Below are 26687 nucleotides of genomic sequence, written 5' to 3'. Positions count from 1 at the left end.
CGGGGTTGGTGTCGTCGCTCACGGGAGCCTCCAGTCGATGGGTGTGGCGCCCTGCTGGGCGAGGAGCTCGTTGGCGCGGCTGAACGGCCGGCTGCCGAAGAAGCCGGAGTGTGCCGACAGCGGTGAGGGGTGGGCGCTCTCGATGGCGGGTATGCCGCCGAGGTGCGGTACGAGGTTCCTCGCGTCCCGGCCCCACAGGATGGCCACCAGTGGGCCACCGCGGCTCACCAGCGCCGAGATCGCTTGCGCTGTCACGGTTTCCCAGCCCTTGCCGCGGTGGCTCGCGGGTTTGCCGGGCTGCACCGTCAGCACCCGGTTGAGCAGGAGGACGCCTTGGTCGGCCCAGGGGGACAGGTCGCCCGTGGCGGGGCGTGCGAGGCCGAGATCGGTCTGCATCTCCTGGTAGATGTTCACCAGGCTGCGCGGGACCGGCTGCACGTCCGGCGCCACCGAGAAGGACAGCCCCACGGCATGGCCCGGCGTGGGGTAGGGATCCTGCCCGACGATGAGCACCCGCACGTCGTCCAGCGGGCGCTCGAACGCCCGCAGCACGTGACCGCCGGGCGGCAGGTAGCCACGGCCCGCTGCGACCTCCTCACGCAGGAACTCACCGAGCGAGGCCACTGCCCCGGCCACGGGTTCCAGCGCGGCCGCCCACGAGGGGTGGACGAGCTCGGTGAGGGCAGCGGGCGGCATACCCAGAAACTAAACCCCTGTCAGCGGAAGATCGCGGCCAGGTCGTCCAGCCGCGACGGCACCAGCCGGAACCAGGCCCAGGTACCCCGCCGCTCGCGGGTGACCAGGCCGGCTTCGGTGAGCACTTTGAGGTGGTGGCTCACCGTGGGCTGGCTGAGTCCGACGGCAGGGGTCAGGTCGCAGACGCAGGCTTCCTGTCCCTTGGACGAGCGGATCAGCGACAGCAGCTGGAGCCGCACGGGGTCGGCCACCGCCTTGAGGAGGTATGCCGTGGCCTCCGCCTGCTCGCGCCCCATCGCCACGTCGGTGGTGAGCGTGCCGCAGCATGCGACGTCTCCGGCGTCGGCCGCCCGGGCGTCGGCGCGCGGGCTCGAGTCGGTGAGGGTGGCGATGAGCTTGGGGGCGGTCACGAGGTCTCCTTGAAATAGATCCACATCGATATTGACAAACATCGATGTGGCCGTTTCACTTCCTGCATAGACAATAGTCGATGAACCAAGGAGTCCACCCATGTCTCGTGTGCAGCTCGCCCTCAACGTCGCCGACCTCGAGAAGTCGGTCGAGTTCTACGCCACCCTGTTCGGCACCCAGCCGCACAAGCGTCGTCCGGGCTACGCCAACTTCGCCATCGCCGAGCCGCCGCTCAAGCTGGTGTTGATCGAGGTCCCGGTCGACCAGCGCGGCGAGGGGACCGCCCAGGCGCTCAACCACCTCGGCATCGAGGTCGACAGCAGCGCCGACGTCGAGGCGGGCGCGGCCCGGCTGCGCGACGCCGGTCTGGCCGCGTTCGACGAGCGGGACACGACGTGTTGCTATGCCCTGCAGGACAAGGTGTGGGTCCACGACCCGGCAGGCGCCCCCTGGGAGGTCTACACGGTGAAGGACGACAACCCGGTGGACGGCCGCCCGGCGACCGCGAGCCTGCCCCTCGTGGCGGGGATGAACGACGGCGGCTGCTGCACGACGCCCTCCGTCGCTGAGTCGTCGGCCAATCGCGCCGATGCGCCTGCCTCCGGGCAGCAGGAGCCCTGCTGCGCGTGACGCTCCCCACTCACGCGACCACGGCACCGGCGCACGTCGTCGCGAAGCTGTCGACCCTCGACCGGTTCCTCCCAGCCTGGATCGGCCTGGCCATGGTGGCCGGGCTGCTGCTCGGCCGGCTGGTGCCCGGACTGGGCGGGGTGCTGTCCTCCGTCGAGGTCGACGGGGTCTCGCTGCCCATCGCCCTCGGGCTGCTCGTGATGATGTACCCCGTCCTGGCCAAGGTCCGCTACGACCGCCTCGACACGGTGACCGGAGACCGACGGATGCTCGTCTCCAGCCTGGTGCTCAACTGGCTCGTCGGACCGGCCCTGATGTTCACCCTGGCCTGGCTCCTGCTGCCGAACCTCCCCGCGTACCGGACGGGCCTCATCGTCGTGGGGCTGGCCCGCTGCATCGCGATGGTGATCATCTGGAACGACCTCGCGTGCGGTGACCGAGAGGCGGCCGCTGTGCTCGTCGCGCTCAACTCGGCCTTCCAGGTCGTCGCGTTCGCCGCCCTCGGCTGGTTCTACCTGTCGGTCCTTCCTGGCTGGCTCGGCCTCCAGCAGACCGGGCTGGACGTCTCGCCGTGGCAGATCGCCACCTCGGTCGTGGTGTTCCTCGGCGTTCCGCTGCTGCTGGGGTACCTGTCGCGGCGGCTGGGTGAGCGCCGGCGCGGCCGGGACTGGTACGAGCAGCGCTTCCTGCCACGGGTCGGCCCCTGGGCCTTGTACGGCCTGCTGTTCACCATCGTCATCCTGTTTGCCCTGCAGGGAAAGCAGATCACGAGCCGACCCCTCGACGTGGCCAGGATCGCCCTTCCCCTGCTCGCGTACTTCGCGGTGATGTGGGGCGCCGGCTTCGTCCTCGGTCGTGTCCTCGGCATGTCCTACGCGCGCACCACGACCCTCGCCTTCACGGCGGCCGGCAACAACTTCGAGCTGGCCATCGCGGTGGCCATCGCCACCTTCGGTGCAACCTCGGGGCAGGCACTGGCGGGGGTCGTCGGCCCGCTGATAGAAGTTCCGGTCCTGGTCGCACTGGTCTATGTCAGCCTCGCGCTGCGTTCCCACTTCCCCACACCTGAAAGCGAACCCGCATGAGTGACAAGCCCTCCGTACTGTTCGTCTGTGTCCACAACGCGGGTCGCTCGCAGATGGCCGCGGCATACCTTGCGCACCTCGGGGGTGGCGCCGTGGAGGTGCGGTCCGCTGGGAGCCAGCCGGCCGACCAGGTGAACCCGGCCGCAGTCGCGGCCATGGCGGAGGACGACATCGACATCGCGGCGCAGACCCCCAAGGTGCTGACCACCGAAGCCGTCCAGGACTCCGACGTGGTCGTCACGATGGGCTGCGGCGACACCTGCCCGTACTTCCCCGGCAAGCGCTACGAGGACTGGGTCCTCGACGACCCGGCCGGTCAGGGCGTCGAGGCCGTGCGCCTGATCCGCGACGAGATCCGAGGCCTGGTGGAGGCGCTGCTGCGCGAGCTGGGCGTCGAAGCCGTCGACTAGGCCGCGATCCACGGCTCCTGGTAGTCAAACGCGGCCTCACACGGCTGCCCGGTTCCCTTCAGGAAGACGCTCGGCGACCCACGCCGAGCTCACCCGAAGGAGAGCACCATGGTCACCACCACCGACGTCTGGTGGAACTCGAACCCGTCCAGTGCGGAGCTGAGTCACCAGGCAGCACAACGGTCCGCGCTGAGCCAGGCCGTTGCCGAACGACGCCAAAGACGCCAACGACGCCGGATCTCGTTGTCCCTGCCGCTCCGAGCCTGGCGACTGCCGCGGTCCGCGGCCGCCAGCGCTTCCGAGCGATGACAGGGTTGGCCAACCCAGAAGCCCGGCAGGGGCTTGCCCGGGTGTTACCCGGGCGGCTGGGGGCTCGGCGTCGTCGAGGACCGTCGGGCGTCGAGCAGGACCGTGAGCGCGGGGTTGTCGATGTCCCTCGCGAGCAGGACGGCGGCCTCCCCGTCCCCCTCCTGACCGAGCGAGGCGCCGTGCAGCAGGGAGCGCACGACGAGCTCACGCATTCCTGTGCGGGAGGCCAGTTGGCGCAGGTCCTCGACCCACGCGCCGGTCTCCGGATGGCCGTGCCGAAGTCCGAGGATGCACTGGGCGTCGAGGATGTGGCCGTCCAGCCACACGTACGGATCGGCGAGCCGGTTGGCCCGCGCGCGGGACTCCGCGAGTAGGTCGAACCCTCGCGACACCTCGCCGTCCGCCTCGGCCACCAGGGCGAGCCCACGCGCCGCGATGCCCTCCCAACAGGGATCGCCCAGCTGGCAGGCGCGGGCGAAGGCCTGGTCGAACACCTCGGCCGCCGTCCCGACGTCGCCAGCGGCCAGCGTGGCCTCCCCCAGGAGCGCCTGGGGCCAGGGCAGGAAGGACAGCCAGTGGTCCTGCTGCGCCAGGGCGATGGAGGTCGACAGTTTCTCGCTGGCACCACCCAGATCCCCGGACAACAGGCTGATCCGGCCCAGCATCGACTGGGCGAAGGCCTCTCGCCTGGGGTCACCGGCCATCCGAGCGTGATGGACTGCCTGCTCCAGCAGCAGCCTGGCCGGGCCATAGTTCGCCCGGTCGCTCTCCACCGAACCCAGGTAGGTAGTCGCCTTGGCAGTCATCGCCGGGGAGCCGTCGGCGAGCCGCAGCGCGTCGTTCAGCCACACCAGCGCCCTGTCGTACCGGGCGCGCAGGAAGTCGACGTAACCGAGTTCGGCCCGCGCTGCTGCCACGGCATCGGTCAGCTGGTGGGCGACCGCGATCTCGTCGGCCTCGTAGAGGCTGGCCAGCCCCTCTTCGTCGAGCCCGCCAAGGGCGTGGACGAGGGCCTCGGCCAGGACAAGCCGCGACCGCACCCGGAGACGGGTCTTGCGCGCACCGTCGGCCAGCCGGGTGGCGGTCTGCAACGAACGGATCCCCGCCTCGAGGGCGCCGGCCCCCATGGCGGCGGTGCCGGCCTCGATGATCGCCTCTATGGTGGCGTCGTCCGCCTCAGCGAGGGGGTTGGGTCTGCTGGTCCGGCGGGCAGCAAGCACGGCCGGCCCCGGAGGTGTGCCGAGCTCGCTCTGGAACAGCGAGGCACAGGCTGCGAACGCTCGCTCGGCCGCGTCGTCGTCACCCGCGAGGCGGTAGAGCCGGATGAGCAGTGCCTGGTGGTTCTCGTCGAGCGGACTCATGGCGGCGACCCGCGACGCGTAGCTGATCGCCTCTTGCCACTCGCCGCGCGCCAACGACCGGACGGCGGCTTCGTGGAGGATCGCCTCGGAGGCGGCCGTCAGGTGCCGCTGCTGGGCCAGCAACCAGATCTCGTATGCCGCGCTGGCCCGGAACGTCATTCCGTCCAGCACGGTGGCACCGAGCCCCGGCAGCGCGATGGCGTCGCTCGATGCCCCGCGAGCCAGGACCTCGACGTCCACGACCGCGTCGTGCGGCAGGCGCAGCTGGACCGGGTCGTCCTCGACCGAGCCGCCCTCACCGAGCCCGCGGCGGATCTCAGAGAGGCACCACCTGAGGGCGCGCTGCGGATCATCGGCGTCGGCGAACAGGAGCTGGGCGAGCTGACCGCGGCTCGGAGGCACCTCCGCCAGGATCAGGTAGGCCAGGAGTGCCCAGCTCTTGCGGCTCCGGAACGGGTAGGTCGTGCCGGACGCCTGGACGATCCGGGGCCGGCCGAGGAGCTGCACCGACAGGCTCATCGGACCTCCGATCCCGGCGGCAGTGCCACCGGACGCCAGGCTGACGCGGTCGTCATCGCACGCTCAGCCGGGCCGCCGTGGTGATGACTCGAGGATCCGGGAAGTCCTCGCAGTACTGGTAACCGTACGCCAGCCGCACCCGACCCGTTGGCGCGATCACGAACTCCGCGACCGAGCGCCAGGGGTCGTCGACCGGTGGGTTTCCCCGCCGCCGGCGACTTTCCTGGAACGCCTTGCCCACCTCTCGCGAGTGCGACAGGAAGGGGGCCGGAGCGTCGTAGAGAACCCGCTCGACCGCCCAGTGCCCGACACCGAAAGCCCGGTACGCCCGCGCCTCCGGGTCGCAGAGCACAGGTGCCGACAGGGCATGGGTGACCCGGTAGGCGCTGGCGCGCACCGGGTCACCCAAGGAGATGATGACCGGGGCGAGGCCCGCGTCGCGGTAGTCCGACCACTCGGATTCGAGCCGCGCGGCTCGGGTCGCGCCGCAACTGCACCCGAAGTGGCGCCAGAACATCAGCAGGGCCGGTGCCCCGGTCCAGAACTCCGACAGTTGTCGGCCCCGGCCGGTGTGGTCCGGCAGGGTCAGGTCCGGTGCTGCGCTCCCGTCGCGGAGCGGCGCGAGGTCCGTCTCCGTCGGCCCAGCGGACCATCGGTCCAGCCATGCCGTCTCGGCGGCCACGCTCGCGGACGTCAACTCGGTCATGTCAGCCGCCTAGGAGCCTTCGAGCACAGGGTAGATCTCGTCGGCCACGAGACCGTGAGCCTCCCGGTGCACGGTGTTGGCTGCCTCCGCGTCCGGGGCATCGACGAGGCAGAAGATCTTCCCCGCCGACTCGTCGACCCAGTAGCGCAGGTAGTTGACTCCGTGCGGCGCCTGGGCGGCCAGGTCGGCCTGGTGAGCTCCCGCGACGTCTCCGGCCGCGAGGCCACCTTCGATGGTGTGCACGTCCATGAACAGAGACATGTCATTCCTTTCGTTCCGAGGTCGACGTCGGTCGCCGAGCCTTCGTCCAGAAGGACACCCGCCGGGTGTGTGACCCGGCGTTTGACGCGGTCTCGTCGGGCCTCGTTAGCCTCGGGCCCGTGACTCCTCGCTGGCCGGTCGTCCTCTTCGACTTCGACGGCACCCTCGCCGACACCATCCCGCTGATCGTCGCGTCCTACCACCACGCCCTGGGATCGGTGCTGGGGGAGCGGGCCGCTGACGACGAGGTCCGTTCGTGGATCGGCCGCCCGCTCCAGCCCGTGCTCGAGGAGCGGTACCCCGGTCGTGGCACCGAGCTCACTGACGTCTACCGCGAGTGGAACCTCGCGAACCACGACGAGCTGATCCGCACCGTCCAGGGCATCCCTGCGCTCCTCGACGAGCTCCACGCCGCTGGTGCCCGCACCGGGGTGGTCTCCTCCAAGAAGAGCGAGACGGTGCGCCTCGGCCTGCGCGCCGTGGGGATCGCCGACCGCATCGATGTCCTTGCGGGACAAGAGGAGACCGACCTCCACAAGCCCCACCCCGCACCCCTGTTGTATGCCGCCGCGCAGCTCGGTGCCGCGCCGCACGACTGCGTCTACGTCGGCGACGCGACCGTCGACGTCGAGGCGGCGCACGCGGCCGGCATGGGCTCCGTGGCCGTCAGCTGGGGTGCGGGTCTCGAACCTGCCCTCGCGGCCACCCACCCGGACGCCTTCGTCGAAGACGTCGCGGGCCTGCGGGCGGCCCTGTTCGGCCCTCCCGGTGCATGAGCCCCGCGTGAGCCGCGCGGCCTAGACTCGCCGCGTGCATGGCTACAGCGACCAAAATCTCGAGGCCCTCGGCGACGCGATCCTCGCCTACTCCGCCGACCGCCTCAAGCTCGACCCGGTGCCCCTCGACGGGCCCCTGACGCTGGCCGAGCTCGACGCCCGAGCCGGCGCCACCATCACCGCCGACGGGATCGGCGGCCTCGCGGCGCTCAAGCTGTTCGAAGAGGACCTGGCGCCCGCCTGCATCTCCACCGACCACCCGCGATACCTGTCCTTCATCCCGTGCGCGCCGACCGAGGCAGCTGCGATGTTCGACCTCGTGGTCGGAGCATCGTCGATCTACGGCGGGTCCTGGCTCGAAGGCGCAGGGGCGGTCTACGCCGAGAACCAGGCGTTGCGCTGGATCGCGAACCTCGTCGGCCTGCCGCCTGAGGCTGGCGGCGTCTTCGTCCCAGGCGGCACGATCGGCAACCTGTCAGCGCTCGTCGCCGCACGGCATACGGCCCGGACGAACGCGGCCAGTGACGGCCGGACCGGAGCCGGTGCGCGCCCGTTCCGCGTCGCCGCCACCCACGGGGCGCACTCCTCGATCCAGTCGGCCTGCGACGTCATGGATGCCGAGCTGGTCGGGGTCGAGGTCAACGACATGGGTCGGCTCACCGGGCCGGCGCTGCGCGAGGTGCTGCTGTCCCACGGTCCCGAGACGTTCTTCGCCGTGGTCGCCACGAGTGGGACGACCAACTTCGGCATCGTCGACGACCTGGCCTCGGTCTCCGAGGTCTGCCGCGAGTTCGGGATCTGGTTCCACGTCGACGGCGCCTACGGCGGTGCCGGCCTCGCCGCTCCCTCGGTGCGCCACCTGTATGCCGGCATCGAGCACTGCGACTCCTTCATCGTCGACCCGCACAAGTGGCTGTTCGCGCCGTTCGACTGCTGCGCGCTCCTCTACCGCGAGCCGGCCCTGGCTCGGGCGGCGCACACCCAGCACGCCTCCTATCTCGACGTCCTCAACGACGCCCCCGACTGGAACCCGACCGACTACTCGGTCGGCCTCACCCGGCGGGCGCGGGGGCTGCCGTTCTGGTTCTCGCTCGCGACGCACGGCACGGATGCCTACCGCGAAGCCGTGGAGCGCACCCTCGAGGTGACGCGCTTTGCGGCCGACGAGATCGGCCGCCGTGACTACCTCGAGGTCGCCCGCGAGCCGGACCTGTCGGTGGTGGTCTTCCGGCGGATCGGCTGGTCGGCCGCGCAGTACCAGGAGTGGTCCGACCGGCTGCTCGCCGACCAGTTCGCCTTCGTCGTGCCGACCTCACACGCTGGCGAGACGCTGACCAGGTTTGCGATCGTCAACCCGCGCACCTCCGAGGACGACATCACGGCGATCCTCGACACCATGGCCTGACGCTCGTCGCTGGGGTCGGAGGACCCTCGTGGGACGAGTGTGACGGGTGTGGCCAGAGCCGCTGAGACTCCGCCGATCGGACTACCCGAGTGGAATGACAACGGTGTGATTCGCTCCGTATAGTTGGCCCTGCACGCCAGCACCACGTCTGCGAACACACAGGGATGGGTCGAGAGTTGAACGCCGCACATGAGCAGGGTCATGTCAGCCCCAAGACGGAGCTGAGTGACCGCGACCGCGAGATCATTGCCTTCGAACGGCAGTGGTGGAAGTACGCGGGGGCCAAGGAGCAGGCGATCCGCGAGCTGTTCGACATGAGCGCGACCCGCTACTACCAGGTGCTCAACGCCCTGATCGACTCCCAGGCCGCCCTCGAGGCCGACCCGATGCTGATCAAGCGACTGCGCCGACTGCGCGCCTCGCGCCAGCGTGCCCGCAGTGCCCGACGGTTGGGCATCCAGCTCTGAGCGAGCCCCCCAGTTCACCAACGCCCGTGCAGAAGCGACTGTACGGGCGTTGTTGCGTCCGACCCCGCGTGAGATCCCGGCCCCGGCGTGAGATCCCGGCCCCGGCGTGAGATCCCGGCCCCGGCGTGAGATCCCGGTATGCCGCGGGCGTCCGTTGGCGCGCGGCACGGGCACCGCACGTGCTTGACTGCCCCCGTGGGCGAAGTGCGAACACGGCTGGCTGGGCCCGACGACGCCCTCGTCGTCGCGGCGCTGACGCTGCAGTGCGCCCGCCATCGCGGCGGGTCGGGTGAGCCGGGCTTCCTCGACCGCTATGCGCGGGCCTGGCTGGCCACCGAGAACACCCACCCTGTCTGGATCGCCGAGGCCGGGGACGACCACGCGGGCTACCTCCAGGCGGCTGTCGTGGAGCCGCTCCCGTGGCCCGGGCGCCCTGCCGGCGCGGGGGCCGACCTCGTGGTCGACACCTTCTTCGTCCGACCTGAGCACCGGGGGATCGGTGCCGGTGAAGTGCTGCTGCGAGCGGCCGTGGAGTGGGCCAGGGATGCGGGTTTCCGGCAGGTCCTCGTGTCTGCGGGGATCCACACGACGGCGATGGTCGAGCGGGTGGGGTTCGCGGCCGACGCGCGGGCCTACCGGATGGAGCTGTGATGGGTGCTGCCTTCAGGATCGGGTCGATCGTCGTCAATGTCAGCGACGTGCCCAGGGCGATGGCCTTCTGGGCGCCGGCACTGGACTTCGAGCCCCGGTACGACCCCGAGCCCGACTGGGTCATCCTCCAGCCTCGCGACGGCGTCGGACCCAACCTGTCGCTCAACCTGAGCGAGTCCAGGCCTGCGGCGTTCCCTCAAGTCCACCTCGACCTCTACGCCCATGACCAGGCGAAGGAGGTGGAGCGACTCCTCGGCCTTGGTGCGCGACGGGTGGAGGACTGGCCCTACCCGGACGAGGAGCACGACTACGTCGTCCTCGAGGACCCCGATGGCAACCGTTTCTGCGTCATCGATGCAGCCCCTGAGCCTGACGCGACCACGACGGCGGACGGGGCGGCGTGAGCCCGGTCCCCGGCCCGACCAACTCACTCACCGACGTCGCCGGGATCCGCGTCGGGCACGCCACCCGCCGTGAGGACGGCTGGCTCACCGGCACGTCGGTCGTCCTCGCGCCGGACGCCGGCGCCGTGGCCGGGGTCGATGTCCGCGGTGGCGCCCCCGGCACCCGGGAGACCGACCTGCTCGACCCCCGGAACCTCGTCGACCGGGTCAACGCCGTGGTGCTCACCGGTGGCAGTGCGTTCGGTCTGGCCGCCGCCGACGGAGTGGTGCAGAGCTTGTATGCCGCGGGGCTGGGTTGGCCGATGGGTGAGCCGGGTGAGGTGGTCCCGATCGTGCCGGCTGCGGTCCTCTTCGACCTAGGTCGAGGCGGCGAGTTCGGCCACGCACCAACGGCTTCCGAGGGTGCGGATGCGTTCGACGTCGCCTCGGCCGACGCCGTCGTCCAGGGCTGTGTCGGAGCCGGCACTGGCGCGCGGTCGGGAGGAATGAAAGGGGGTGTCGGGTCGGCGAGCGTCGTTCTCGACGACGGCACCACGGTCGCAGCCCTCGTCGTGGTCAACTCCTTCGGTGCTCCCTACGACGAGCAGACCGGCGAGCTGCTGGCCGGCCGGCACGGCCTGGGGGACGAGTTCGCCCACGTCACACTGCCGGCCGCCCACGAGCTCGAGGCCGCCCGCGAACGTGCCGCCGCGGCATACGAGGGGCAGCCGATGCGCCCCGGCATGGCGACCGTGATCGGCGTCATCGCCACGGACGTCACGCTCACCAAGGCCCAGTGCCAGAAGGTCAGCGGCCTGGGCCATGACGGCCTGGCGCGGGCGGTCAACCCGGTGCACACGCTGCTCGACGGCGACACCCTGTTCACCCTCGCGACCGGTGAGCGACCGGCCCCCGAGCTGCCCGAGCTGCACGCGCTGATGCTGGCCGCAGGGGAGTGCGTGACACGCGCCGTCGGCCACGCGGTCCTGGCCGCCCAGTCGGTCGCCAACGGGTCCGTGGACCTCCGCTCCTACCGCGATGCGTTCCCCTCGGCTGTCAGGATGGCCCGATGACTGCCAACTGGAGCACACCCGAAGGCCTTGCCGCGATCAAGGACGCGTTGGCCGCCACCATCGACGGCTGGGCCCCACCGGTCGCGTATGCCGTGGGCATCAGCTCCGCGTCCTCGTCGCCGGAGCTGGAGTTCCCGCACGTGAACGCGCCTGGTGGGACCCACGGTCTGCCCGCCGTGGTCCTCGCCAAGATGCTCGGCCACGCGAACGGGTCGCACACCTACGACCTGACCCGACCGCAGCTCGAGGCCGCGGTCGAGACGTTGCGTCCCGCGGAGGCCTGCACGTCGCTCGACCACCCCAACCTCGCCGCCTGGCGCACGGTCCTCGGTGAGCTCGAGTCGAACCCGGCCCGCACGGCATACGCGGTCTTCATCGGCGACCTCGACAGCCCGGTCGAGTCCGAGGCCGAGGCGACCTTGCGCACGCTGCTCTGAGGGAGGGCGGCCCAGCAGGCTGACCCGCGGCCGCCCGCTCGCTAGGTCTCGGTGTCCATCGAGTCGAAGGCGAGCTCGACCGTCTCGATGACGAGGTCGCTGGCTGCGGCATCGAGGGGGCTCAGCCGGTAGACCGCCGGGAACGTGTTGCGGAACCGCCAGGCCAGGACGGGTTGGCGGCTGGTGTCAAGGAGCCTGACGCGGACGTCGCGGTCCACCGACGGGTCGCCGTTCCGGGCCTGCTCCCACCAGTTCCAGAGGTCGAGGTTGGTGGTGAGGCCGCGGTGCAGGACGAGGTGGGAGTAGCTCGCCAGTCCGGGCTGCTTGCGAGGCTCGGCGGTCTTGTCGTTGCCCGAGCGGTAGGCGACCTCGTCGAGGAGCGCCACGGGGAAGTCGACGCGCGTGATCGAGGTGTCATCCCCCGCGCCGAGGTCGACGATGAAGTTCGAGCCCTCGAACGGGCTGGGTGTCGGAGCGGCCATGTCTCAGGGTGGCACCGCCGGGGCCCATCGCGCACTCCCTCCACCGAGATCCCAGCTCTCGGGCCACCAAGGGGTCCTGAAGCCCGAGAGCTGGGATCTCGGGAGGAGTCTCAGCCCACGAGGTCATGCAGGATGCGCATGAGCTCGTCTCCCCGATGCGGGTCGGACAGGTCGGCGGCAGTGATCCGGATGACCCTCCAGCCCAGCCCCTCAAGGAGTCGCAAGCGCTGGATGTCGTTCTGCCACTGTTGTCGGTCGGTTCGGTGCTGGTCGCCCTCGTACTCGACGATGACCCGCGCCTCACGCCACAGGAAGTCGACGCGCGCCAGGAAGTGGCCGTCCTCGGCATACACCGTGGCGTTGAGCTCTGGCTCGGGCAGGCGCGCGTGGCCGAACGCGAGCCGCGCCCTGGTCTCCATCGGAGACCCGCTGCCGCTCCTGACGAGCTCGGCAGCGGCGCGCAGCTTGCGTCGCCCCCGCCCTCCTGAGCCCCCGCCCGCCTGGGCGAGACGGATCAGCAGGCCGCGATCGCGGGTGGCAAACGCATCACCCGCGATGACGAGGTCCTCCACGGAGAGGCCCGCGACGGTGGCCAGGTCGGTCCAGGTCGGGACGGGGCAGGTGACCCGCAGCCCTCGCAGGACCTCCACCTCGCGCAGGTCGAGGCCTCGATGACCACGGACCCCCGCGCGTCGCAGCGGTGTGCCCCGACTCAGCACGTCCACCGGTTCCGTGAGGGCCCAGCGTGTCGGCAGTGGGAGCCGCCAGAGCCGGGCGGCGGTCAGGTGTGAGAAGGCCGCGCCCTGCGGTAGGACCGCAGCCAGGTCGCGGGCGTGCTCGTCCAGGGTGCGCGCCGAGCGGGTGCTGCGCAGACCCCACCCCGGCCGCGCCAGGTCGCGTGCATCCAGTCGAGACTGCGTGACCGCCGCCTCGCGTGCCTCGGCGACCGTGAACGCGCGCCCGTGCAGGGCTGGAGGGAGTGGGTCAACGGACGAGACACGGTATGAGCGTGGCAAATCCGGGGCCACCCACTTGGAGTTCTCCACAGGTGGCGCAACACGGCCCCCGAGATCCCAGCTCTCGGGCCACCGCGGGGCGCTGGAGGCCGAGAGCTGGGATCTCGGGAGGCCGCTCTCCGCACCCACCACCGCGCCCACCCTCGAGAGCACGGACGCCGTTTGCACTCTCCCCCCGAGAGTGCCAATAATGGCGTTAGCACTCTCACCATGAGAGTGACAATCCAGGCCAGTCTGGGCGAGGTCCGGGGAGCTCGGCGACGTGAGCCGCGCAAGCCGGTCCGTCCGTCGCGGGCGCCCGCTGGCCATCGTTTACGTTTCGCGTGGGAGGAACCACCCGAATGGCCAAGATCATCGCTTTCGATGAAGAGGCTCGCCGCGGTCTCGAGCGGGGAATGAACATTCTCGCCGATGCCGTCCGTGTCACCCTCGGTCCGAAGGGCCGCAACGTCGTCCTCGAGAAGAAGTGGGGAGCCCCCACGATCACCAACGATGGTGTGTCCATCGCCAAGGAGATCGAGCTCGACGACCCGTACGAGAAGATCGGCGCAGAGCTGGTCAAGGAAGTTGCCAAGAAGACGGATGACGTCGCTGGCGACGGCACGACCACTGCCACCGTTCTCGCCCAGGCCCTCGTCAAGGAGGGTCTGCGCAACGTCGCCGCAGGCGCCAACCCGATGGCCCTCAAGCGTGGCATCGAGAAGGCCGTCGAGGCCGTCTCCGCCCAGCTGCTCGAGATGGCCAAGGACGTCGAGACCAAGGAGCAGATTGCTTCGACGGCCTCGATCTCCGCTGCTGACCCCCTGATCGGCGAGATGATCGCCGAGGCCATGGACAAGGTCGGCAAGGAAGGCGTCATCACCGTCGAGGAGTCCAACACCTTCGGGCTCGAGCTCGAGCTCACCGAGGGCATGCGCTTCGACAAGGGCTACATCAGCCACTACTTCGTCACCGACACCGAGCGCATGGAGGCTGTCCTCGAAGACGCCTACGTCCTCGTGGTCAACTCCAAGATCTCCGGCATCAAGGACCTGCTGCCCCTCCTCGAGAAGGTCATGCAGTCCGGCAAGCCGCTGCTCATCATCTCGGAGGACGTGGACGGCGAGGCCCTGTCGACCCTGGTGGTCAACAAGATCCGCGGCACCTTCAAGTCGGTCGCCGTCAAGGCCCCCGGTTTCGGTGACCGTCGCAAGGCCATGCTGGCCGACATCGCCATCCTCACCGGTGGCCAGGTCATCTCCGAGGAGGTCGGCCTCAAGCTCGACACCGCGGAGCTCGACATGCTCGGCCGCGCTCGCAAGGTGGTCGTCACCAAGGACGAGACGACCATCGTCGAGGGTGCTGGCGACGCCGACCAGATCCAGGGTCGCGTCAACCAGATCCGCGCCGAGATCGACAAGTCGGACAGCGACTACGACCGCGAGAAGCTGCAGGAGCGCCTGGCCAAGCTGGCCGGCGGCGTTGCAGTCATCAAGGCCGGTGCCGCCACCGAGGTCGAGCTCAAGGAGCGCAAGCACCGCATCGAGGATGCAGTGCGCAACGCCAAGGCTGCTGTCGAGGAGGGGATCGTCGCCGGTGGTGGCGTGGCCCTGCTCCAGGCGACCAAGGCCGCGTTCGAGAAGCTCGAGCTCGAGGGTGACGAGGCCACCGGTGCGAACATCGTTCGCGTCGCAGCCTCTGCTCCGCTCAAGCAGATCGCGATCAACGCCGGCCTCGAGGGCGGCGTCGTGATCGAGAAGGTCAGCACGCTCGCAGCAGGGTGGGGCCTCAACGCCGCCACCGGCGAGTACGTCGACCTGATCGCCGCGGGCATCATCGACCCGGCGAAGGTGACGCGTTCCGCGCTGCAGAACGCCGCGTCGATCGCTGCGCTGTTCCTCACCACCGAGGCCGTCATCGCCGACAAGCCCGAGAAGGCTGCGCCGATGGCTCCCGGTGGCGACGAGATGGGCGGCATGGGCTTCTGACGAAGCCGACGTCGCGGCATACGCCGTAACGTCCGAGGGCGGTCCACCGCAAGGCGGGCCGCCCTCGGTCGTCCCCTGAAAGGGCGGGGCGCCCTCGGGTGTTACCCACGGACGCGGTATGCCGTGTAGAACGGTCCTCGTGCCGACTCACCATCCCGTAGGTCCCCTGACCCTGGGGCCGCTGCTCCGCTACATCGGCGAGACATCGGCGACCATCTGGGTGCAGACCCGTGACGCCGCTCAGGTGCGGGTGCGGGCCTTCGACCGCGAGTGGTCGACGCCCACCTTCGCCGCGCACGGGGGGCACTACGCGCTGGTCGTCCTCGACGGACTGGAGCCGGGCGCGGTCAGCGACTACTCGGTCGACATCGATGACCTGCAGGTCTGGCCGGAGTCCGAGCCGAAGTACCCCGGTCTCCCGCCGAGCCGGATCAGGACGCTGCTTCGCAGCGAGCCAACCCGCATGGCCTTCGGCTCCTGCCGCACGAGCGAACCTCACGATGCCAAAGGAAATGCCATCAGCGGCGTTGACGCCCTGCGCGCCTACGCCTACCACCTGAGCCGGCGCGAGCGGGACGGGAAGGACTGGCCACACCTCGTCCTCTTCCTCGGCGACCAGGTGTACGCCGACGAGACCAGCGAGCAGATGCAGGAGTTCATTGCGTCGCGCCGCAGTCTCGAGGTGCCTCCGGGAACGGAGCTCAAGAACTTCGAGGAGTACTCCCACCTGTACTGGCTGGCATGGAGCGACCCGCTCAACCGGTGGCTGCTCTCAACCCTTCCCAGCGCGATGATCTTCGACGACCACGACATCCGCGACGACTGGAACACCTCGCAGAGCTGGAAGCGCGAGATCAACCAGACGTCCTGGTGGCACGAGCGGATCGTCGGCGGCCTCGCGTCGTACTGGGTCTACCAGCACGTCGGCAACCTCTCGCCCGAGGCGCTCGCGGAGGACGAGGTGTGGCAGCAGGTCGTGGCGCACGCGGAGGAGGGCGCGGCCGGCGAGCTCGACCTGACGCGTGTCCTGGACGACCTCGCGGACCGAGTGGACCGTCATCCCGAGACCTACCGCTGGAGCTACGCCCGAGACCTGGGCGACTCCCGGCTCGTGGTCGTGGACTCGCGGGCGGCCCGCGTCCTGGAGCCGGCGCGCCGCTCGATCCTCGACGACGACGAGCTGGCGTGGCTGGACGGCCAGCTGCGTGGCGATGTCGACCACCTCCTCATCGGCACCTCGCTGCCGTTCTTCATCGCCCAGGGCATCCACGACCTCGAGGCGATCAACGAGGCGATGGCCACGGGGGCTTGGGGCCCACGCATCGCGCGGTGGGGGGAGAAGATGCGCCGCGCCGTCGACCTCGAGCACTGGGCGGCGTTCCAGGAGGGCTTTGCCGCCGTGCTCGCCATGGTGGTGGATGTCGCCAGCGGCAACCGTGGTCAGCGGCCCGGCACCATCACGTTCCTGTCCGGCGACGTGCACAACTCCTACGTCACGCAGATCCCCCTCAACCAGCTCCCGGCCGGCAGCAGCGCGATCCTGCAAGCCGTCTGCTCGCCGATCCGCAACCCGCTGCCCCGACAGGTGCGCATCGGTCAGGCGTTCCTCGGCAAGGGCCTCGCGCGACCACTGTCGTTCCTCGTGGACCACACCGACAAGGTGCCCAGCGCGCCGTACAGGTGGACAGTCACCGACGGCCCGTGGTTCGACAACAACCTGGCCACCCTCGAGGTCCGGGGGCGGGGGCTGGTGATGCGCTGGGAGGCCGGGGAGATCCGGGGCGACCGGTTCGACGCCCCGGAGCTCCGTCAGGTGGCCAGGGTCGCGATCACCTGACCCGGTGGCTCACCTGATCCGGTGGCTCACCTGACCCGTTGGCTCACCTGACCCGTTGGAGCTGGTGCGCAAAGGTGTAGTCGGCCGACTCACGCCCGATCCAGTTCCCGGCCTCCATGGCATGCCGGAAGTGCAACCCGAGCCAGATCCTGGCGTTCTTCGTGTCCCGGTTGAGCACCGAGGCGCGGTCGTACTGCTTGGTCGTGCCGGTCACGCCCGAGAAGAGCGTCACGTCGATCGCGTTGCGCCCGTAGAGGTTGGCCAGGGTCTCGCTGAAGGCGCCGCTGATGCAGGCGTGGCCGCTGGCGTAGTCGCCGTACGGCGGGTTGGGGACCAGGGGCTCCCACGCCGGGTCGGGCGACGTCCACCTGTTGCCGTCGGTGTCAGCGCGCTGGATCGCCTGCTGCGGTCGCCAGTTGTGGACGTCGTACTTGGCCCGCCAGCACGCGATCACCGCGTCGGCGGTCGCGATGTTCAGCAGGGCCAGCGACCGCGCTGACTCGCGGGCGTCGGCACCGTGCCGCTCGAGGCGGTCGGTGAGCCCGGCGTTGTACTGGTTCACGCTGTTGAAGTTGTAGAACAGCGCGTTCTCGGTCTGCGCCGGAGTCCGGGCGGAGCCGGTCTTGGCGCCCATGGCCTTCACCTCGGCGAAGTCCTTGGCGTACGCGCGGCTGATCAGCGAGTCCGGTCCCGCGAGCGGCAGCCAGGTCGGGCTCGGGACGGCCATCGGCCGCACGAAACCCATCCAGGGGACGAGCATCCCGGTCGGCGGCGGGTCCCAGACACCAGGGCCCGGGGTGGTCACGAGGGTGATCGCCGCGAAGCGACCGTCACCTTCGCGGGCGGCGAGCAGGGCGGCTGCGGCGTCCGCACCCACCTCGACACCGGCGGCGCGAGCGCTGGGCTCGGTCACCTGGGCGAGCCACCGGTCACGGTCGGCCGCGAGCGCGGCCTCCGAGGCGGGCAGCAGCGTGGTCAGGACCTGGTATGCCAGCAGTGCTGGCCGCGGCTTCGACTGAGGCGCCGGGGGCGGCTGGGTCCTGCGGGAGGTACGGGCGGTAGCCGCCCTCGATCGTGAGGACGGCGTTGGAGACCGCGGTCTCCACGAACCCGGCATACAGGGCCTGGACGGGCACGGGCACGGCCCGCTCGGTGAAGGTGCGCAGGCTGATGCGGTTCCAGTCGAGGACCACCGCACCGGGCGCCCCGGACCCGTGGGAGTGGTTGGCGGTGTGTGCCACTGCCGACGGGGCTGCGGTGGCGAGCGCCGTTGCTCCAACGACAGCGGTGGCGAGCAACGCGGCGGCCGACCGCTTGCGACGGAGTGGCAGACCGCGCTCGAGAGCGAGCTGGGGAGGGATGTTCATCGTGATCACGTCCTTGCTCAGGCGGGTGAGGGGTGCGAGTGTGATCGGCGCGTGATGAGGACCATGCCGGCGCCCCCGAGGGCCAGCCCGGCCGCGACGCCGGCGCCGAGCTGGAGGAGCTCGACGGCGTTGTCATCGATCTTCAAGACCTGGGTGATCGGTGTGGTCGCCGGCCGCGTCGCGACCACGGTTGGGTACTGCTCGTGCAGCCCGCCTGTGCCCGGGTCGGTGCGAGCCGAGGCCGGGGCAGCGAGACACAGAGCGATGAATCCGGTGGCGCCGGCGGCGGCTGCGATCCGGCGAACTGAGGTGTTGGTGGACATGTGCGTTCCCTTCGGGATGGTGCGGTGCAGCTGGGTGGATGACTGCGAATCCGTTGTCCCAGAACGTGGTTCCGGGCCGGTTCTGCGGCGGTATCACTCGGGTATCAGCGTCAGGTGACGCCTCCCGCTACGGGTTGCGTGGCCCGACCTCTCGAGAATCTGCGTCGGGGGCGCCTGTTGGCGATACGCCGTTGGTCGTATGGTCGAGAGGGCGCCGACGTCCGACGCTCGACGGGGAGGTCCCGTGAGTGCGTTTTCGTTGTCAGTCACCGAGGTGGGTCGCCTGCGGTCGGTGGTCGACCTGTGTTCGGAGCCAACTCGTGACTCGCAGGCGAGGACCTGGGCGGTCCTCGCGGAGCTGCAGGCGTTGATGGGCTGCGAGAGGGTCGTGTTCAACGGCATGAGCCCGCCCACCTACTCGCACTACCACCGCCAGTTCTCAGCCTGGGGTGAGCAGGGAGTCGATACCCAGCCCGGTTCCGAGGGGCCCGACTTCCCCTTCTGGCAGCTCTACCGGCAGTGTCGACCGTGTGAGTACCCCGACCACGTGTCCGAACCGGTGGTGCTGATCCACGACGACTTCTACACGCGCCACGAGTGGCTGGTGCACCCCATGCACGTGGAGTTCCTCAAAGACGTCCACGACGAGATGTTGCTGTCCATCCCCGACGGTCCGGGCCGCAGCGTGCGCCTCCTCTTCCCCCGTGGCCCGGGGCGACCGTACGGAGACCGCGAGAAGTTCGCCCTCACGCTGCTGAAGCCCCACCTCGAGCCACTCCTGCTCGCCGCGCGCACCGCGGCGCCCGCCGTGCGGCTGCCCATCACCGACAGGCAGTGGCAGATCCTGGAGCGGGTCCGCCTCGGGCTGGCCAACAAGCAGATCGCGCGTGAGCTGGAGCTCTCTCCCGGCACGGTGCGCAAGCACCTGGAGAACATCTACCGCTCGCTCGACGTCCAGAGCCGTGGGGCGGCGGTCCACGTTGCCTTCGGTGACACCGACGGGCCGTTCCACGAGGTGGCCAGCTAGGCCGGCTGCGACCGGGCACGTTCACCTGGCGTCCACCGGGCACCTTCCCCTGACGTCCACCGGGCACCTTCCCCCGACGTCCACCGTTAGGTGGACGCACTGTCAGTGGACCGGGGGTTCACTCAGGGTGTGCTCAGGGTCGAACCTGAATGCATCCACCTGGGCAGGTCCCTACCTTGGAGGAGAACGAATTCCACGATGAGCCGGGAGCCCGAGATGTCCGCGTCCGCCGCCGCTGAGACCAGTGCCGCGACCCACGAGCCCAGCAGCGCCCCGACCTCGCCGGTCAAGGGCCGTCCCGACCTGGTGCGGGTGGCCGCCCGGGTCGTTGACCTGCATAAGGTCTACGGCAAGGGTGAGGCCGAGGTACGCGCCCTCGACGGTGTCAGCATCGACATCGCCCGCGGTGAGTTCACCGCCATCATGGGCCCCTCCGGCTCGGGCAAGTCGACGATGATGCACTGCGCGGCCGGCCTCGACGGGGTGACTTCCGGCGAGGTCTACATCGGCGACGTCGACATCACCCGGCTGAAGGACAAGGCCCTCACCACCCTGCGGCGCGACCGGATCGGCTTCGTGTTCCAGTCGTTCAACCTGATCCCCACCCTGAACGCCCAGGAGAACATCCTGCTCCCGCTGGCCATCGCGGGTCGCAAGCCCGACCCGGCCTGGTTCGACACCGTCATCGACACCGTCGGGCTGCGCGACCGGCTGAGCCACCGGCCCAGTGAGCTGTCCGGTGGGCAGCAGCAGCGCGTTGCGTGCGCCCGTGCGCTCGTGAGCCGGCCCGAGATCGTCTTCGCCGACGAGCCCACCGGCAACCTCGACTCGACCTCGGGCGCCGAGGTGCTGGGCTTCCTGCGCCGCAGCGTCGACGAGTTCGACCAGACCATCGTCATGGTCACCCACGACCCGGTGGCCGCGGCGCACACCGACCGAGTCGTGTTCCTCGCCGACGGGCACGTCGTCGACGAGATGCGTGAGCCCACGGCCGAGAAGATCCTCGAGCGGATGAAGCGCCTCGACGTGCGTGTCCGCCCGGACTCGGCGGGCGCCTGACCATGCTGCGTGCCAGCTGGAAGAGCCTGCTCGGGCGCAAGCTCCGGCTTTTCATGAGCGCCTTCGCCATCATCCTCGGGGTCTCGTTCGTCTCGGGGTCGTTCATCTTCACCGACACCCTGAGCAAGGCGTTCGACGGGATCGTCAACACGGTGGGCGAGGTCGTCGTCCGACCCGACACGGCGAGCAGCGACTTCGACTCCGGTCCGACGGCCAAGACCGTCCCGGGGTCCCTTGTCACGACGTTGGCCGGGCTGCCCGGCGTGGCGCGGGCCGACGGCAACGTCACCGACCCGACGACCTTCGTGGTGTCCACCAAGGGCAAGCTGATCGGGGGCGGCGGGCCGCCCGGGCTCGGCCTCGCCTGGAACGACGCCCCGACCGCCACCGGCGTACCGCCGGCCACCATCGCGCAGGGCCATTGGCCCGAGCGGTCGGGCGAGGTCGTCCTCGACTCCGGCACGGCCGACCGAGCGGGCTACAACGTCGGCGACACCGTCACGCTCGTCACGAGCGGTGCCCAGCCCAAGGTGACTGCCACCCTCGTCGGTCTCGCCGAGTTCAAGGGCGGGACGGTCGGCGCGACGCTTGCCTTCTTCGACGCCAAGACCGCGCAGCAGCTCTACTTCGAGGGGAAGAACGAGTTCACCGACGTGTGGGTGACGGGCAAGGACGGCAGCAACGCCGACAAGCTGGCCGCGCGGGTCCAGGCCTCGCTGCCCAAGGGATTCGAGGCTGTCACGGGCAAGTCCGTGGCCAAGGAACAGGCCACCGGCATCAACAAGGCGCTGTCCTTCATCAACATCTTCCTGCTCGTCTTTGCCGGGATCGCGTTGTTCGTCGGTTCCTTCCTCATCATCAACACGTTCTCGATCCTCGTCGCCCAGCGCAGCCGTGAGCTCGCGATGCTGCGAGCGCTGGGCGCCGGTCGACGGCAGGTCACCCGCTCGGTCCTGTTCGAGGCGTTCGTGGTGGGTCTGGTCGGGTCGACCATCGGGCTGGGCGTGGGGTTCCTGCTCGCCCTCGGGATCCAGGCGCTGTTCGCCCGGTTCGGACTCGACCTCAGCGGTTCGCCCCTGGTCTTCCAACCCAGCACCGCCCTGATCGCGTATGCCGTGGGCATGGTCGTGACCATGGTGGCCGCCTACCTGCCCGCTCGCCGCGCCGGGAAGATGCCGCCGGTGGCGGCCATGCGCGACGACATCGCGCTGCCGGAGTCGACCCTGCACCGTCGCATCTGGCTCGGCTCGGTGCTGTTCGTCATCGGGCTGTGGAACACGTTCCTCGGAGCCTTCACCCCGATCAGCAACTCGGCCTACTGGGTGGGGACCGGCGTCTTCGCCCTGGTCATGGCCGCGATCCTCACCAGCCCGGTGATCGGGCACCCCCTGATCAGGTTCCTCGGGGCGATCTACCGCCGCCTCTTCGGTGCCGTCGGCCTGATGGCCGAGCAGAACGCGACCCGCAACCCCCGCCGGACGGCCGCCACGGCCTCGGCCCTGATGATCGGGCTGACCCTGGTCTCGATGATGTCGGTCTTCGGCGCCTCCGCGAAGGCCAGCGTCGACAAGTCGATCAGCGAGAACTTCGCCGCCGACTACGTCATCTCCAACGCCATCGGCCAGCCGTTCTCCACGACGGTCACCCGGGACGTGGCCAAGGTCCCCGGGGTGGCTGCCGTGAGCCCGATGCGCTACCTCAGCGTCTCGATCAACGAGGACCGCGGGTTCGCGGCCGCGGTGGACCCGGTGGCCCTCGGCAAGGCCGTCCCGATCGAGTTCAAGAGCGGTTCGCTGGCCGACCTGCGGTCCGGAACGCTGCTGGTCTCGGAGACCCGGGCCAACGAGCAGGGACTGACGGTCGGGAGCAAGGTGGATGCGGACGTGGCCGGAGCGAAGGCGACCTACACCGTCGGCGGCATCTACGTCAGCACGGCCGCCCTGCCCAACTCGATCATGGTCACCCTCGATGCGGCGGATGCGGCTGGAGTGCCGAAGCAGGACAGCGCCGCGTTCGTGGTGCGCCAGCCCGGTGCCGACCCGAAGGCTGTCGAGGCGGGCCTCGAGAAGGTCATCGCCGACCTGCCATCGGTGACCCTGAAGAACCAGGACGAGTTCGCGGCCGAACAGCGTGCCCCGATCGACCAGCTGCTCTACATCATCTACGCGCTGCTGGGGCTGGCCGTCATCATCGCGGTGCTGGGCATCATCAACACGCTCGCGCTGTCGGTCATCGAGCGGACCCGAGAGATCGGCCTGTTGCGAGCCGTCGGGCTGAGCCGGCGCCAGCTGCGCACGATGCTGCGGCTGGAGTCGGTGGCCATCGCCCTGCTGGGTGCGGTCCTCGGGGTCGTGCTCGGGCTCGCGGCCGGTTGGGCGCTGCAGCGCAGCCTCGCCGACGACGGGATCGACGTGTTGTCCATCCCGGGCGGGCAGCTGGCGGTCTTCGTGGTGCTCGCGGGCGTGGTCGGGGTGCTGGCCGCCCTCTGGCCCGGTCGCCGGGCTGCCCGGCTCGACGTGCTCAAGGCGATCACCACCGAGTAGCCGCCTCGGTCCAATCGGTGTCAGGCGGGATCAGTACTGGGGCTGCCAGCGTCGCTGACGTGCTCCGTCCAGCGGCTGCCGTCCCACCAGCGCAGCTCGTGCCGTCGCTGAGGGTCGGTCAGCCAGGCGGCAGGAGCCTGCGGGGGCGGCGGGGGAGGCGCCATCACCGCGGGGGGCTGAGCGGCAACGGCCTGTGCAGGCGCTGAAGCGGGGGCCGGAGCCGGAGCCGAGGTCCCCTGCGGCTGGACGCGAGGCGCAACCGCGCGGGTGACGTGACCGGCGGACAACCGGCTCACGAGGGGACGCGAGCCGATGTGCTTGAAGTAGCTGGCCTGCAGGCGGCTCCCCACGATGAGGAACAGCAGCCCGGCAAACCCCAACCCGATACCGGATCCGCTGCCGGCCACCATGAAGGCGCCGAGCGTCAGAAACGTCCACAGCGTGGCGAGCGCTGGTGAGCCTCCCATGGCCAGCACCGCCAGCTCGTTGCCCGGGAACAAGCACGTGCGCTGGGTGTGGTTGACGAAGGCGACATAGCGGCCGCGCCGACGCAGCGGCGGGATCGCCCAGGCCGCCGTCACCCGTTGGTTCTGCCCGAGCATGATCTGGTCGTGCCGGAGCGTGAACCCACGGGCGACTCCGTCATCGTCGTTGAGGAAGAAGTCTTGGCGCCGTGTGGTCTGGGTGTCGGTCCGGATGTTGCCCGAGATGGTCGACCCCACGTTCCACACGCTGCCGTGGGTGTTGCTCGTGGTCGTGGTGGTCGTGGCCACGTCGGAGGTGCGGCCGGTGAAGGTGTGCACGACGTTGGTGCGTCCACCTGCGACCAGCTTGGTCGCCCCGGCTGCACGCATCGGCCAGAGAATTCGCACCATGCGAACGATGAGGAAGAACGCGAAGAAGGCACCTACCCCACGCGCACTGGACCGGTAGGTTCCGTCGTCCGTGCTCCAGCCGGCCGACAGGTCGATGACCAGCCACGCGGCGAACCCCACCGCCCACGCACGCAGGTTGGTCACCAAGGCCAAGGGCTCGATGTTCATGGCCGTCTCCGTCCACGTCCAGCCCCACGCGTGGGGCGCGCTGTGTTCCCGTGCATCTCGGAGGCTATTGCGACGTTGCGGGTGTCGTGATCGGCCAATGTGCGTGGACGAACCCGGCGAAATCGGGACCGCAAGCCGTCAGCTGAACATCCGCAGCGTCTGCGCCTCGGTCTCGGCGTACTGCACGCCGGCAGCGGCGAGCACGCCACCGATCGAGTCGAGGGAGGCGCGCACCTGCTTCTGGGTGCCCTGCCACTCTGCGACGAGGGACTGGAACCGCGCGGAAGCGGTTCCGGTCCAGGCGCCTTGGAGTCCGTTGAGGCGCGCCATCATGGCGATGACCTGGCTGTCGATCTCACTGGAGATCCGGGCGATGTCACCCGACGCGGCCTGGATCCGCTCGGTGTCCACCGTGAACTGTGCCGACATGGTTGTCCTCCTGACCAGTGTGCTGCCCCCATGACAGCCGCCTGTGCCGAGGCTAGGCATCCCGGCGTCACCGGCCCGAGGGTTATCCACAGGGCCGCGGTCGGGGACGGGTAGCGTCAGCCGGGTGACGATCTGGATCGACCCACCCGCCTGGCCGGCGCACGGCCGTCTGTGGTCCCACCTCGTCAGTGACATCTCGTATGACGAGCTGCACGAATTCGCTGTGGCACAAGGGATTCCGCGCCGCGGGTTCGAAGGTGACCACTACGACGTACCCCAGGAGCGGTATGCCGCGCTGGTGGCGGCAGGTGCCGTGGCGGTCGACGGGCGAGAGGTGGTGCGCATCCTGCAGCGCAGCGGGTTGCGGATCCAGAAGCGCAAGCACGAACGCGTCGTGCAGGCCGTACCGGGGGCGTCGTGGTTGCCGCCGGGTTCGCGGGCCGACGTGATCGCCTCGCGTCAGGAGGAGCCGCCGGCCAACACGGTCCTGGTCCGCCTCGCCCTCCTGCGCGGACCGGACCTGATGGTGCTCGAGCGGTCGGACGGTGGCTGGGACCTCCCCACCCGCCCGGTGGCAACCCACACGCCGGCAGCCGCACTGCGCCTGCTGGTGGACGACCTGATGGGCTCACCGATCGGCCTGTCCCCGACCCTTCTGGGCTACGTCCGCAACACCGTGCCGTCCCCGGATGCCGACTACCCGTGGCCGGTCCCCAAGGCGTGCTTCGCCGTCTACACGGCCTGGCTTCCTCCCGCGGGCGATGCCGACCATGGCGTCTGGCGGCCGCTCCATGGTGCGGATCCTGAGCTTTCGCAACGCCATTGGTGGCCGTTGATGGAGCAGCTGGAGCACCGCCGGTGAGGGTCGTGCTCGCACGGCTGCGCGACGTGCAGTTCGCCGACGGCTCGGTCGCGCACGTCGACCTGGTCCGCTCGGACGAGCCGGCGCCGGAGGCACGGGTGTTCGCGGCCATGGTGGTGCTCCAGGACATCGACGGCCGGTATGCCGTGGCATACAGTCCGCGGCGCCGCGAATGGGGCCTGCCCGGTGGCTGGCGGGAAGCGGGAGAGACCGTCGTCGAGTGCGTGCTGCGGGAGGTGCGCGAGGAGACGGGGGTGGAGCTCGCTGAGGACTCACTGACGATGTGGGGCGAGGAGCGCTTCACGCCTGTCTCCTCGACCGGCCGATGGCCTTCTGATGGCGGGTCGATGCAGCTCTATCGGGCCCAGATCTCCTCAGCCGCACCGGATCTGAGGGCCACCGAGGACGATGCCGTGGACCCGCAGTGGATGAGCCTCGAGGAGTTCCACAACCTCTCCGGCGAACGATTCTGGTGGCCCCTCATCGAGGACGCGCCGCCACCAGGGTCTCCAGCTCCGCCGCCAGGTTGAGCCTGGCCGCCTCCTCCCAGTTGTCCCGGGCAAACGCCGTCGCATAGATCGACTCACGATCGATGAACGGCCGCAGGATGGCCGCGCGTGCGGACGCGAAGACGTCGTCGGGCACGGCGGCATACTCCTCGCGCACCTGGACGGTGTACTCGTCGTAGCGGCCACGTGGGGCGCTGAGGATCCACAGGTCGGCATCGTGGAAGGCGGCGGGCAGGCCGTTGTGGGCCAGCTCGTGCGTCTGGGTCGCGAGGACGAGTTCGCGGACGGTCTCCAGGTCGCCGTCCGCGAAGCCGAGGGCAGTGAGGTCGCGAACAGCGAGCTCGGCACTGTGGATCTCGTTGTCCCCGGCGGCCGTCGTCGTATCGTAGATCGCGTCGTGGAACCAGCCGGCGATCCGTCCCACCGCCGCCTCGCGTGCCGAGATCACGCGCGCACCCTCCAGGTCCTCGAGGGCCCAGAAGAGCTCCACGAGGTGTCGGGTCGTGTGGTAGCGCCGGTGGCTCTCACCGAGCCTGCGCACCAGGTCGGACCCGATGGCCAGGACGGCGTCCGAGTGCGCGCCCGGGGCGAGCTCGGTGACATCGAGCTTCCACCAGGTGATGAGGGCCGGCACGGGGCGAGT

Annotated in this window: 31 protein-coding genes; 18 read left to right on the top strand and 13 right to left on the bottom strand. The window is 69.9% G+C overall.

The window, feature by feature from the left end:
- Window positions 1–18: 18 nt before the first annotated feature.
- Window positions 19–696, bottom strand: a complete 678-nt coding sequence (locus EAH86_RS17400; protein ID WP_140743086.1) for a uracil-DNA glycosylase — start codon at window positions 694–696, stop codon at window positions 19–21.
- 20 nt (window positions 697–716) lie between these two features.
- On the bottom strand, window positions 717–1106 hold the full coding sequence (locus tag EAH86_RS20685; protein ID WP_425325232.1) for an ArsR/SmtB family transcription factor: 390 nt from the start codon (window positions 1104–1106) through the stop codon (window positions 717–719).
- 100 nt (window positions 1107–1206) lie between these two features.
- Here EAH86_RS20685 and EAH86_RS17390 point away from each other — a divergent pair, with 100 nt between their 5' ends.
- The 4 genes from EAH86_RS17390 (at window position 1207) to EAH86_RS17375 (ending at window position 3541) form a co-directional block, all read left to right on the top strand.
- A complete protein-coding gene (locus EAH86_RS17390; RefSeq protein WP_140743082.1) occupies window positions 1207–1737 on the top strand; it encodes an ArsI/CadI family heavy metal resistance metalloenzyme in 531 nt (176 codons plus the stop codon).
- Window positions 1734–2822: an ACR3 family arsenite efflux transporter gene (gene arsB, locus EAH86_RS17385; protein ID WP_140743080.1), complete on the top strand. Its 1089-nt coding sequence runs from the start codon at window positions 1734–1736 to the stop codon at window positions 2820–2822. The genes EAH86_RS17390 and arsB overlap by 4 nt, the downstream gene beginning before the upstream one ends.
- A complete protein-coding gene (locus tag EAH86_RS17380) occupies window positions 2819–3232 on the top strand; it encodes an arsenate reductase ArsC (protein ID WP_140743078.1) in 414 nt (137 codons plus the stop codon). The genes arsB and EAH86_RS17380 overlap by 4 nt, the downstream gene beginning before the upstream one ends.
- Window positions 3233–3340: 108 nt before the next feature.
- Window positions 3341–3541, top strand: coding sequence for a hypothetical protein (locus EAH86_RS17375; RefSeq protein ID WP_140743076.1), 201 nt, complete (start codon window positions 3341–3343; stop codon window positions 3539–3541).
- 44 nt (window positions 3542–3585) lie between these two features.
- Here the strand turns inward: EAH86_RS17375 and EAH86_RS17370 are convergent, their stop codons facing one another.
- The 3 genes from EAH86_RS17370 to EAH86_RS17360 are packed head-to-tail and all read right to left on the bottom strand — an operon-like array spanning window position 3586 to window position 6388.
- Window positions 3586–5421 (bottom strand): BTAD domain-containing putative transcriptional regulator, encoded by a 1836-nt coding sequence (locus tag EAH86_RS17370; protein WP_161988689.1) that lies wholly within the window; start codon window positions 5419–5421, stop codon window positions 3586–3588.
- A gap of 52 nt (window positions 5422–5473) precedes the next feature.
- The gene (locus EAH86_RS17365; RefSeq protein ID WP_140743072.1) at window positions 5474–6127 is read right to left on the bottom strand and encodes a redoxin domain-containing protein; all 654 of its coding nucleotides are present in this window, start codon (window positions 6125–6127) and stop codon (window positions 5474–5476) included.
- A gap of 9 nt (window positions 6128–6136) precedes the next feature.
- The gene (locus EAH86_RS17360; protein WP_140743071.1) at window positions 6137–6388 is read right to left on the bottom strand and encodes a DUF4242 domain-containing protein; all 252 of its coding nucleotides are present in this window, start codon (window positions 6386–6388) and stop codon (window positions 6137–6139) included.
- A gap of 119 nt (window positions 6389–6507) precedes the next feature.
- Here EAH86_RS17360 and EAH86_RS17355 point away from each other — a divergent pair, with 119 nt between their 5' ends.
- The 7 genes from EAH86_RS17355 to EAH86_RS17325 all read left to right on the top strand — a co-directional run bounded on the left by EAH86_RS17355 (window position 6508) and on the right by EAH86_RS17325 (window position 11580).
- Window positions 6508–7164: an HAD family hydrolase gene (locus tag EAH86_RS17355; RefSeq protein WP_140743070.1), complete on the top strand. Its 657-nt coding sequence runs from the start codon at window positions 6508–6510 to the stop codon at window positions 7162–7164.
- A gap of 34 nt (window positions 7165–7198) precedes the next feature.
- Entirely contained in the window at window positions 7199–8569 is a 1371-nt protein-coding gene (locus tag EAH86_RS17350) for a pyridoxal phosphate-dependent decarboxylase family protein (RefSeq protein ID WP_140743069.1), read from the top strand.
- A gap of 164 nt (window positions 8570–8733) precedes the next feature.
- Window positions 8734–9036 (top strand): DUF3263 domain-containing protein, encoded by a 303-nt coding sequence (locus EAH86_RS17345; protein ID WP_140743067.1) that lies wholly within the window; start codon window positions 8734–8736, stop codon window positions 9034–9036.
- A gap of 195 nt (window positions 9037–9231) precedes the next feature.
- Entirely contained in the window at window positions 9232–9687 is a 456-nt protein-coding gene (locus EAH86_RS17340; protein ID WP_161988688.1) for a GNAT family N-acetyltransferase, read from the top strand.
- Window positions 9687–10091 carry a VOC family protein gene (locus tag EAH86_RS17335; protein ID WP_140743063.1) on the top strand — a complete coding sequence of 135 codons (405 nt, stop codon included), beginning with the start codon at window positions 9687–9689 and terminating at the stop codon, window positions 10089–10091. The genes EAH86_RS17340 and EAH86_RS17335 overlap by 1 nt, the downstream gene beginning before the upstream one ends.
- Complete coding sequence (locus EAH86_RS17330) at window positions 10088–11143, top strand: P1 family peptidase (protein WP_140743061.1); 1056 nt, start codon at window positions 10088–10090, stop codon at window positions 11141–11143. The genes EAH86_RS17335 and EAH86_RS17330 overlap by 4 nt, the downstream gene beginning before the upstream one ends.
- On the top strand, window positions 11140–11580 hold the full coding sequence (locus EAH86_RS17325) for a hypothetical protein (RefSeq protein WP_140743059.1): 441 nt from the start codon (window positions 11140–11142) through the stop codon (window positions 11578–11580). The genes EAH86_RS17330 and EAH86_RS17325 overlap by 4 nt, the downstream gene beginning before the upstream one ends.
- Window positions 11581–11621: 41 nt before the next feature.
- Here EAH86_RS17325 and EAH86_RS17320 read toward each other — a convergent pair whose 3' ends face one another.
- Together EAH86_RS17320 and EAH86_RS17315 are read right to left on the bottom strand one after the other, a co-directional pair.
- Entirely contained in the window at window positions 11622–12062 is a 441-nt protein-coding gene (locus EAH86_RS17320) for a phage tail protein (protein WP_140743057.1), read from the bottom strand.
- A gap of 110 nt (window positions 12063–12172) precedes the next feature.
- Window positions 12173–13078 (bottom strand): endonuclease domain-containing protein, encoded by a 906-nt coding sequence (locus EAH86_RS17315; RefSeq protein WP_161988687.1) that lies wholly within the window; start codon window positions 13076–13078, stop codon window positions 12173–12175.
- A gap of 341 nt (window positions 13079–13419) precedes the next feature.
- Between EAH86_RS17315 and groL the strand changes: the two genes are divergently transcribed.
- Together groL and EAH86_RS17305 are read left to right on the top strand one after the other, a co-directional pair.
- Window positions 13420–15045, top strand: coding sequence for a chaperonin GroEL (gene groL, locus EAH86_RS17310; protein ID WP_140743053.1), 1626 nt, complete (start codon window positions 13420–13422; stop codon window positions 15043–15045).
- A 139-nt stretch (window positions 15046–15184) separates the two neighbouring features.
- Complete coding sequence (locus EAH86_RS17305; RefSeq protein WP_241668432.1) at window positions 15185–16882, top strand: alkaline phosphatase D family protein; 1698 nt, start codon at window positions 15185–15187, stop codon at window positions 16880–16882.
- A 43-nt stretch (window positions 16883–16925) separates the two neighbouring features.
- Here EAH86_RS17305 and EAH86_RS17300 read toward each other — a convergent pair whose 3' ends face one another.
- Genes EAH86_RS17300 through EAH86_RS17290 form a run of 3 tightly spaced genes read right to left on the bottom strand, consistent with a single transcriptional unit; the run spans window position 16926 to window position 18572 of the window.
- Window positions 16926–17795, bottom strand: a complete 870-nt coding sequence (locus EAH86_RS17300; RefSeq protein WP_140743049.1) for a vanadium-dependent haloperoxidase — start codon at window positions 17793–17795, stop codon at window positions 16926–16928.
- A 16-nt stretch (window positions 17796–17811) separates the two neighbouring features.
- Window positions 17812–18249, bottom strand: coding sequence for a hypothetical protein (locus EAH86_RS17295; RefSeq protein WP_140743047.1), 438 nt, complete (start codon window positions 18247–18249; stop codon window positions 17812–17814).
- Between the two features lie 17 nt (window positions 18250–18266).
- Window positions 18267–18572, bottom strand: coding sequence for a hypothetical protein (locus EAH86_RS17290; RefSeq protein ID WP_140743045.1), 306 nt, complete (start codon window positions 18570–18572; stop codon window positions 18267–18269).
- 244 nt (window positions 18573–18816) lie between these two features.
- On the opposite strand from EAH86_RS17290, the gene EAH86_RS17285 reads away from it, so the two are divergent.
- The 3 genes from EAH86_RS17285 (at window position 18817) to EAH86_RS17275 (ending at window position 23201) form a co-directional block, all read left to right on the top strand.
- Window positions 18817–19599 carry a response regulator transcription factor gene (locus EAH86_RS17285; RefSeq protein WP_140743043.1) on the top strand — a complete coding sequence of 261 codons (783 nt, stop codon included), beginning with the start codon at window positions 18817–18819 and terminating at the stop codon, window positions 19597–19599.
- A 198-nt stretch (window positions 19600–19797) separates the two neighbouring features.
- A complete protein-coding gene (locus tag EAH86_RS17280; protein WP_241668431.1) occupies window positions 19798–20658 on the top strand; it encodes an ABC transporter ATP-binding protein in 861 nt (286 codons plus the stop codon).
- 2 nt (window positions 20659–20660) lie between these two features.
- On the top strand, window positions 20661–23201 hold the full coding sequence (locus EAH86_RS17275) for an ABC transporter permease (RefSeq protein ID WP_140743041.1): 2541 nt from the start codon (window positions 20661–20663) through the stop codon (window positions 23199–23201).
- A gap of 20 nt (window positions 23202–23221) precedes the next feature.
- Here EAH86_RS17275 and EAH86_RS20680 read toward each other — a convergent pair whose 3' ends face one another.
- Window positions 23222–24244 carry a DUF2510 domain-containing protein gene (locus tag EAH86_RS20680; protein WP_206665872.1) on the bottom strand — a complete coding sequence of 341 codons (1023 nt, stop codon included), beginning with the start codon at window positions 24242–24244 and terminating at the stop codon, window positions 23222–23224.
- Window positions 24245–24382: 138 nt separating this feature from the next.
- Window positions 24383–24673, bottom strand: coding sequence for a WXG100 family type VII secretion target (locus EAH86_RS17265; protein ID WP_140743039.1), 291 nt, complete (start codon window positions 24671–24673; stop codon window positions 24383–24385).
- Window positions 24674–24797: 124 nt separating this feature from the next.
- Here EAH86_RS17265 and EAH86_RS17260 point away from each other — a divergent pair, with 124 nt between their 5' ends.
- On the top strand, window positions 24798–25535 hold the full coding sequence (locus tag EAH86_RS17260) for a DUF4031 domain-containing protein (protein ID WP_140743037.1): 738 nt from the start codon (window positions 24798–24800) through the stop codon (window positions 25533–25535).
- A complete protein-coding gene (locus EAH86_RS17255) occupies window positions 25532–26065 on the top strand; it encodes an NUDIX hydrolase (protein WP_140743035.1) in 534 nt (177 codons plus the stop codon). Before EAH86_RS17260 ends, EAH86_RS17255 begins: the two co-directional genes overlap by 4 nt.
- Here the strand turns inward: EAH86_RS17255 and EAH86_RS17250 are convergent.
- Window positions 26016–26678 carry an HD domain-containing protein gene (locus EAH86_RS17250; protein ID WP_140743033.1) on the bottom strand — a complete coding sequence of 221 codons (663 nt, stop codon included), beginning with the start codon at window positions 26676–26678 and terminating at the stop codon, window positions 26016–26018. The genes EAH86_RS17255 and EAH86_RS17250 overlap by 50 nt on opposite strands.
- Window positions 26679–26687 lie beyond the last annotated feature (9 nt).

Source organism: Pedococcus bigeumensis, from assembly GCF_006438965.1.
Classification (GTDB): Bacteria; Actinomycetota; Actinomycetes; order Actinomycetales; family Dermatophilaceae; genus Pedococcus; species Pedococcus bigeumensis_A.
The sequence above is the reverse complement of the archived record's forward strand: the minus strand, read 5'-3'. Positions and strand labels throughout refer to the sequence as shown.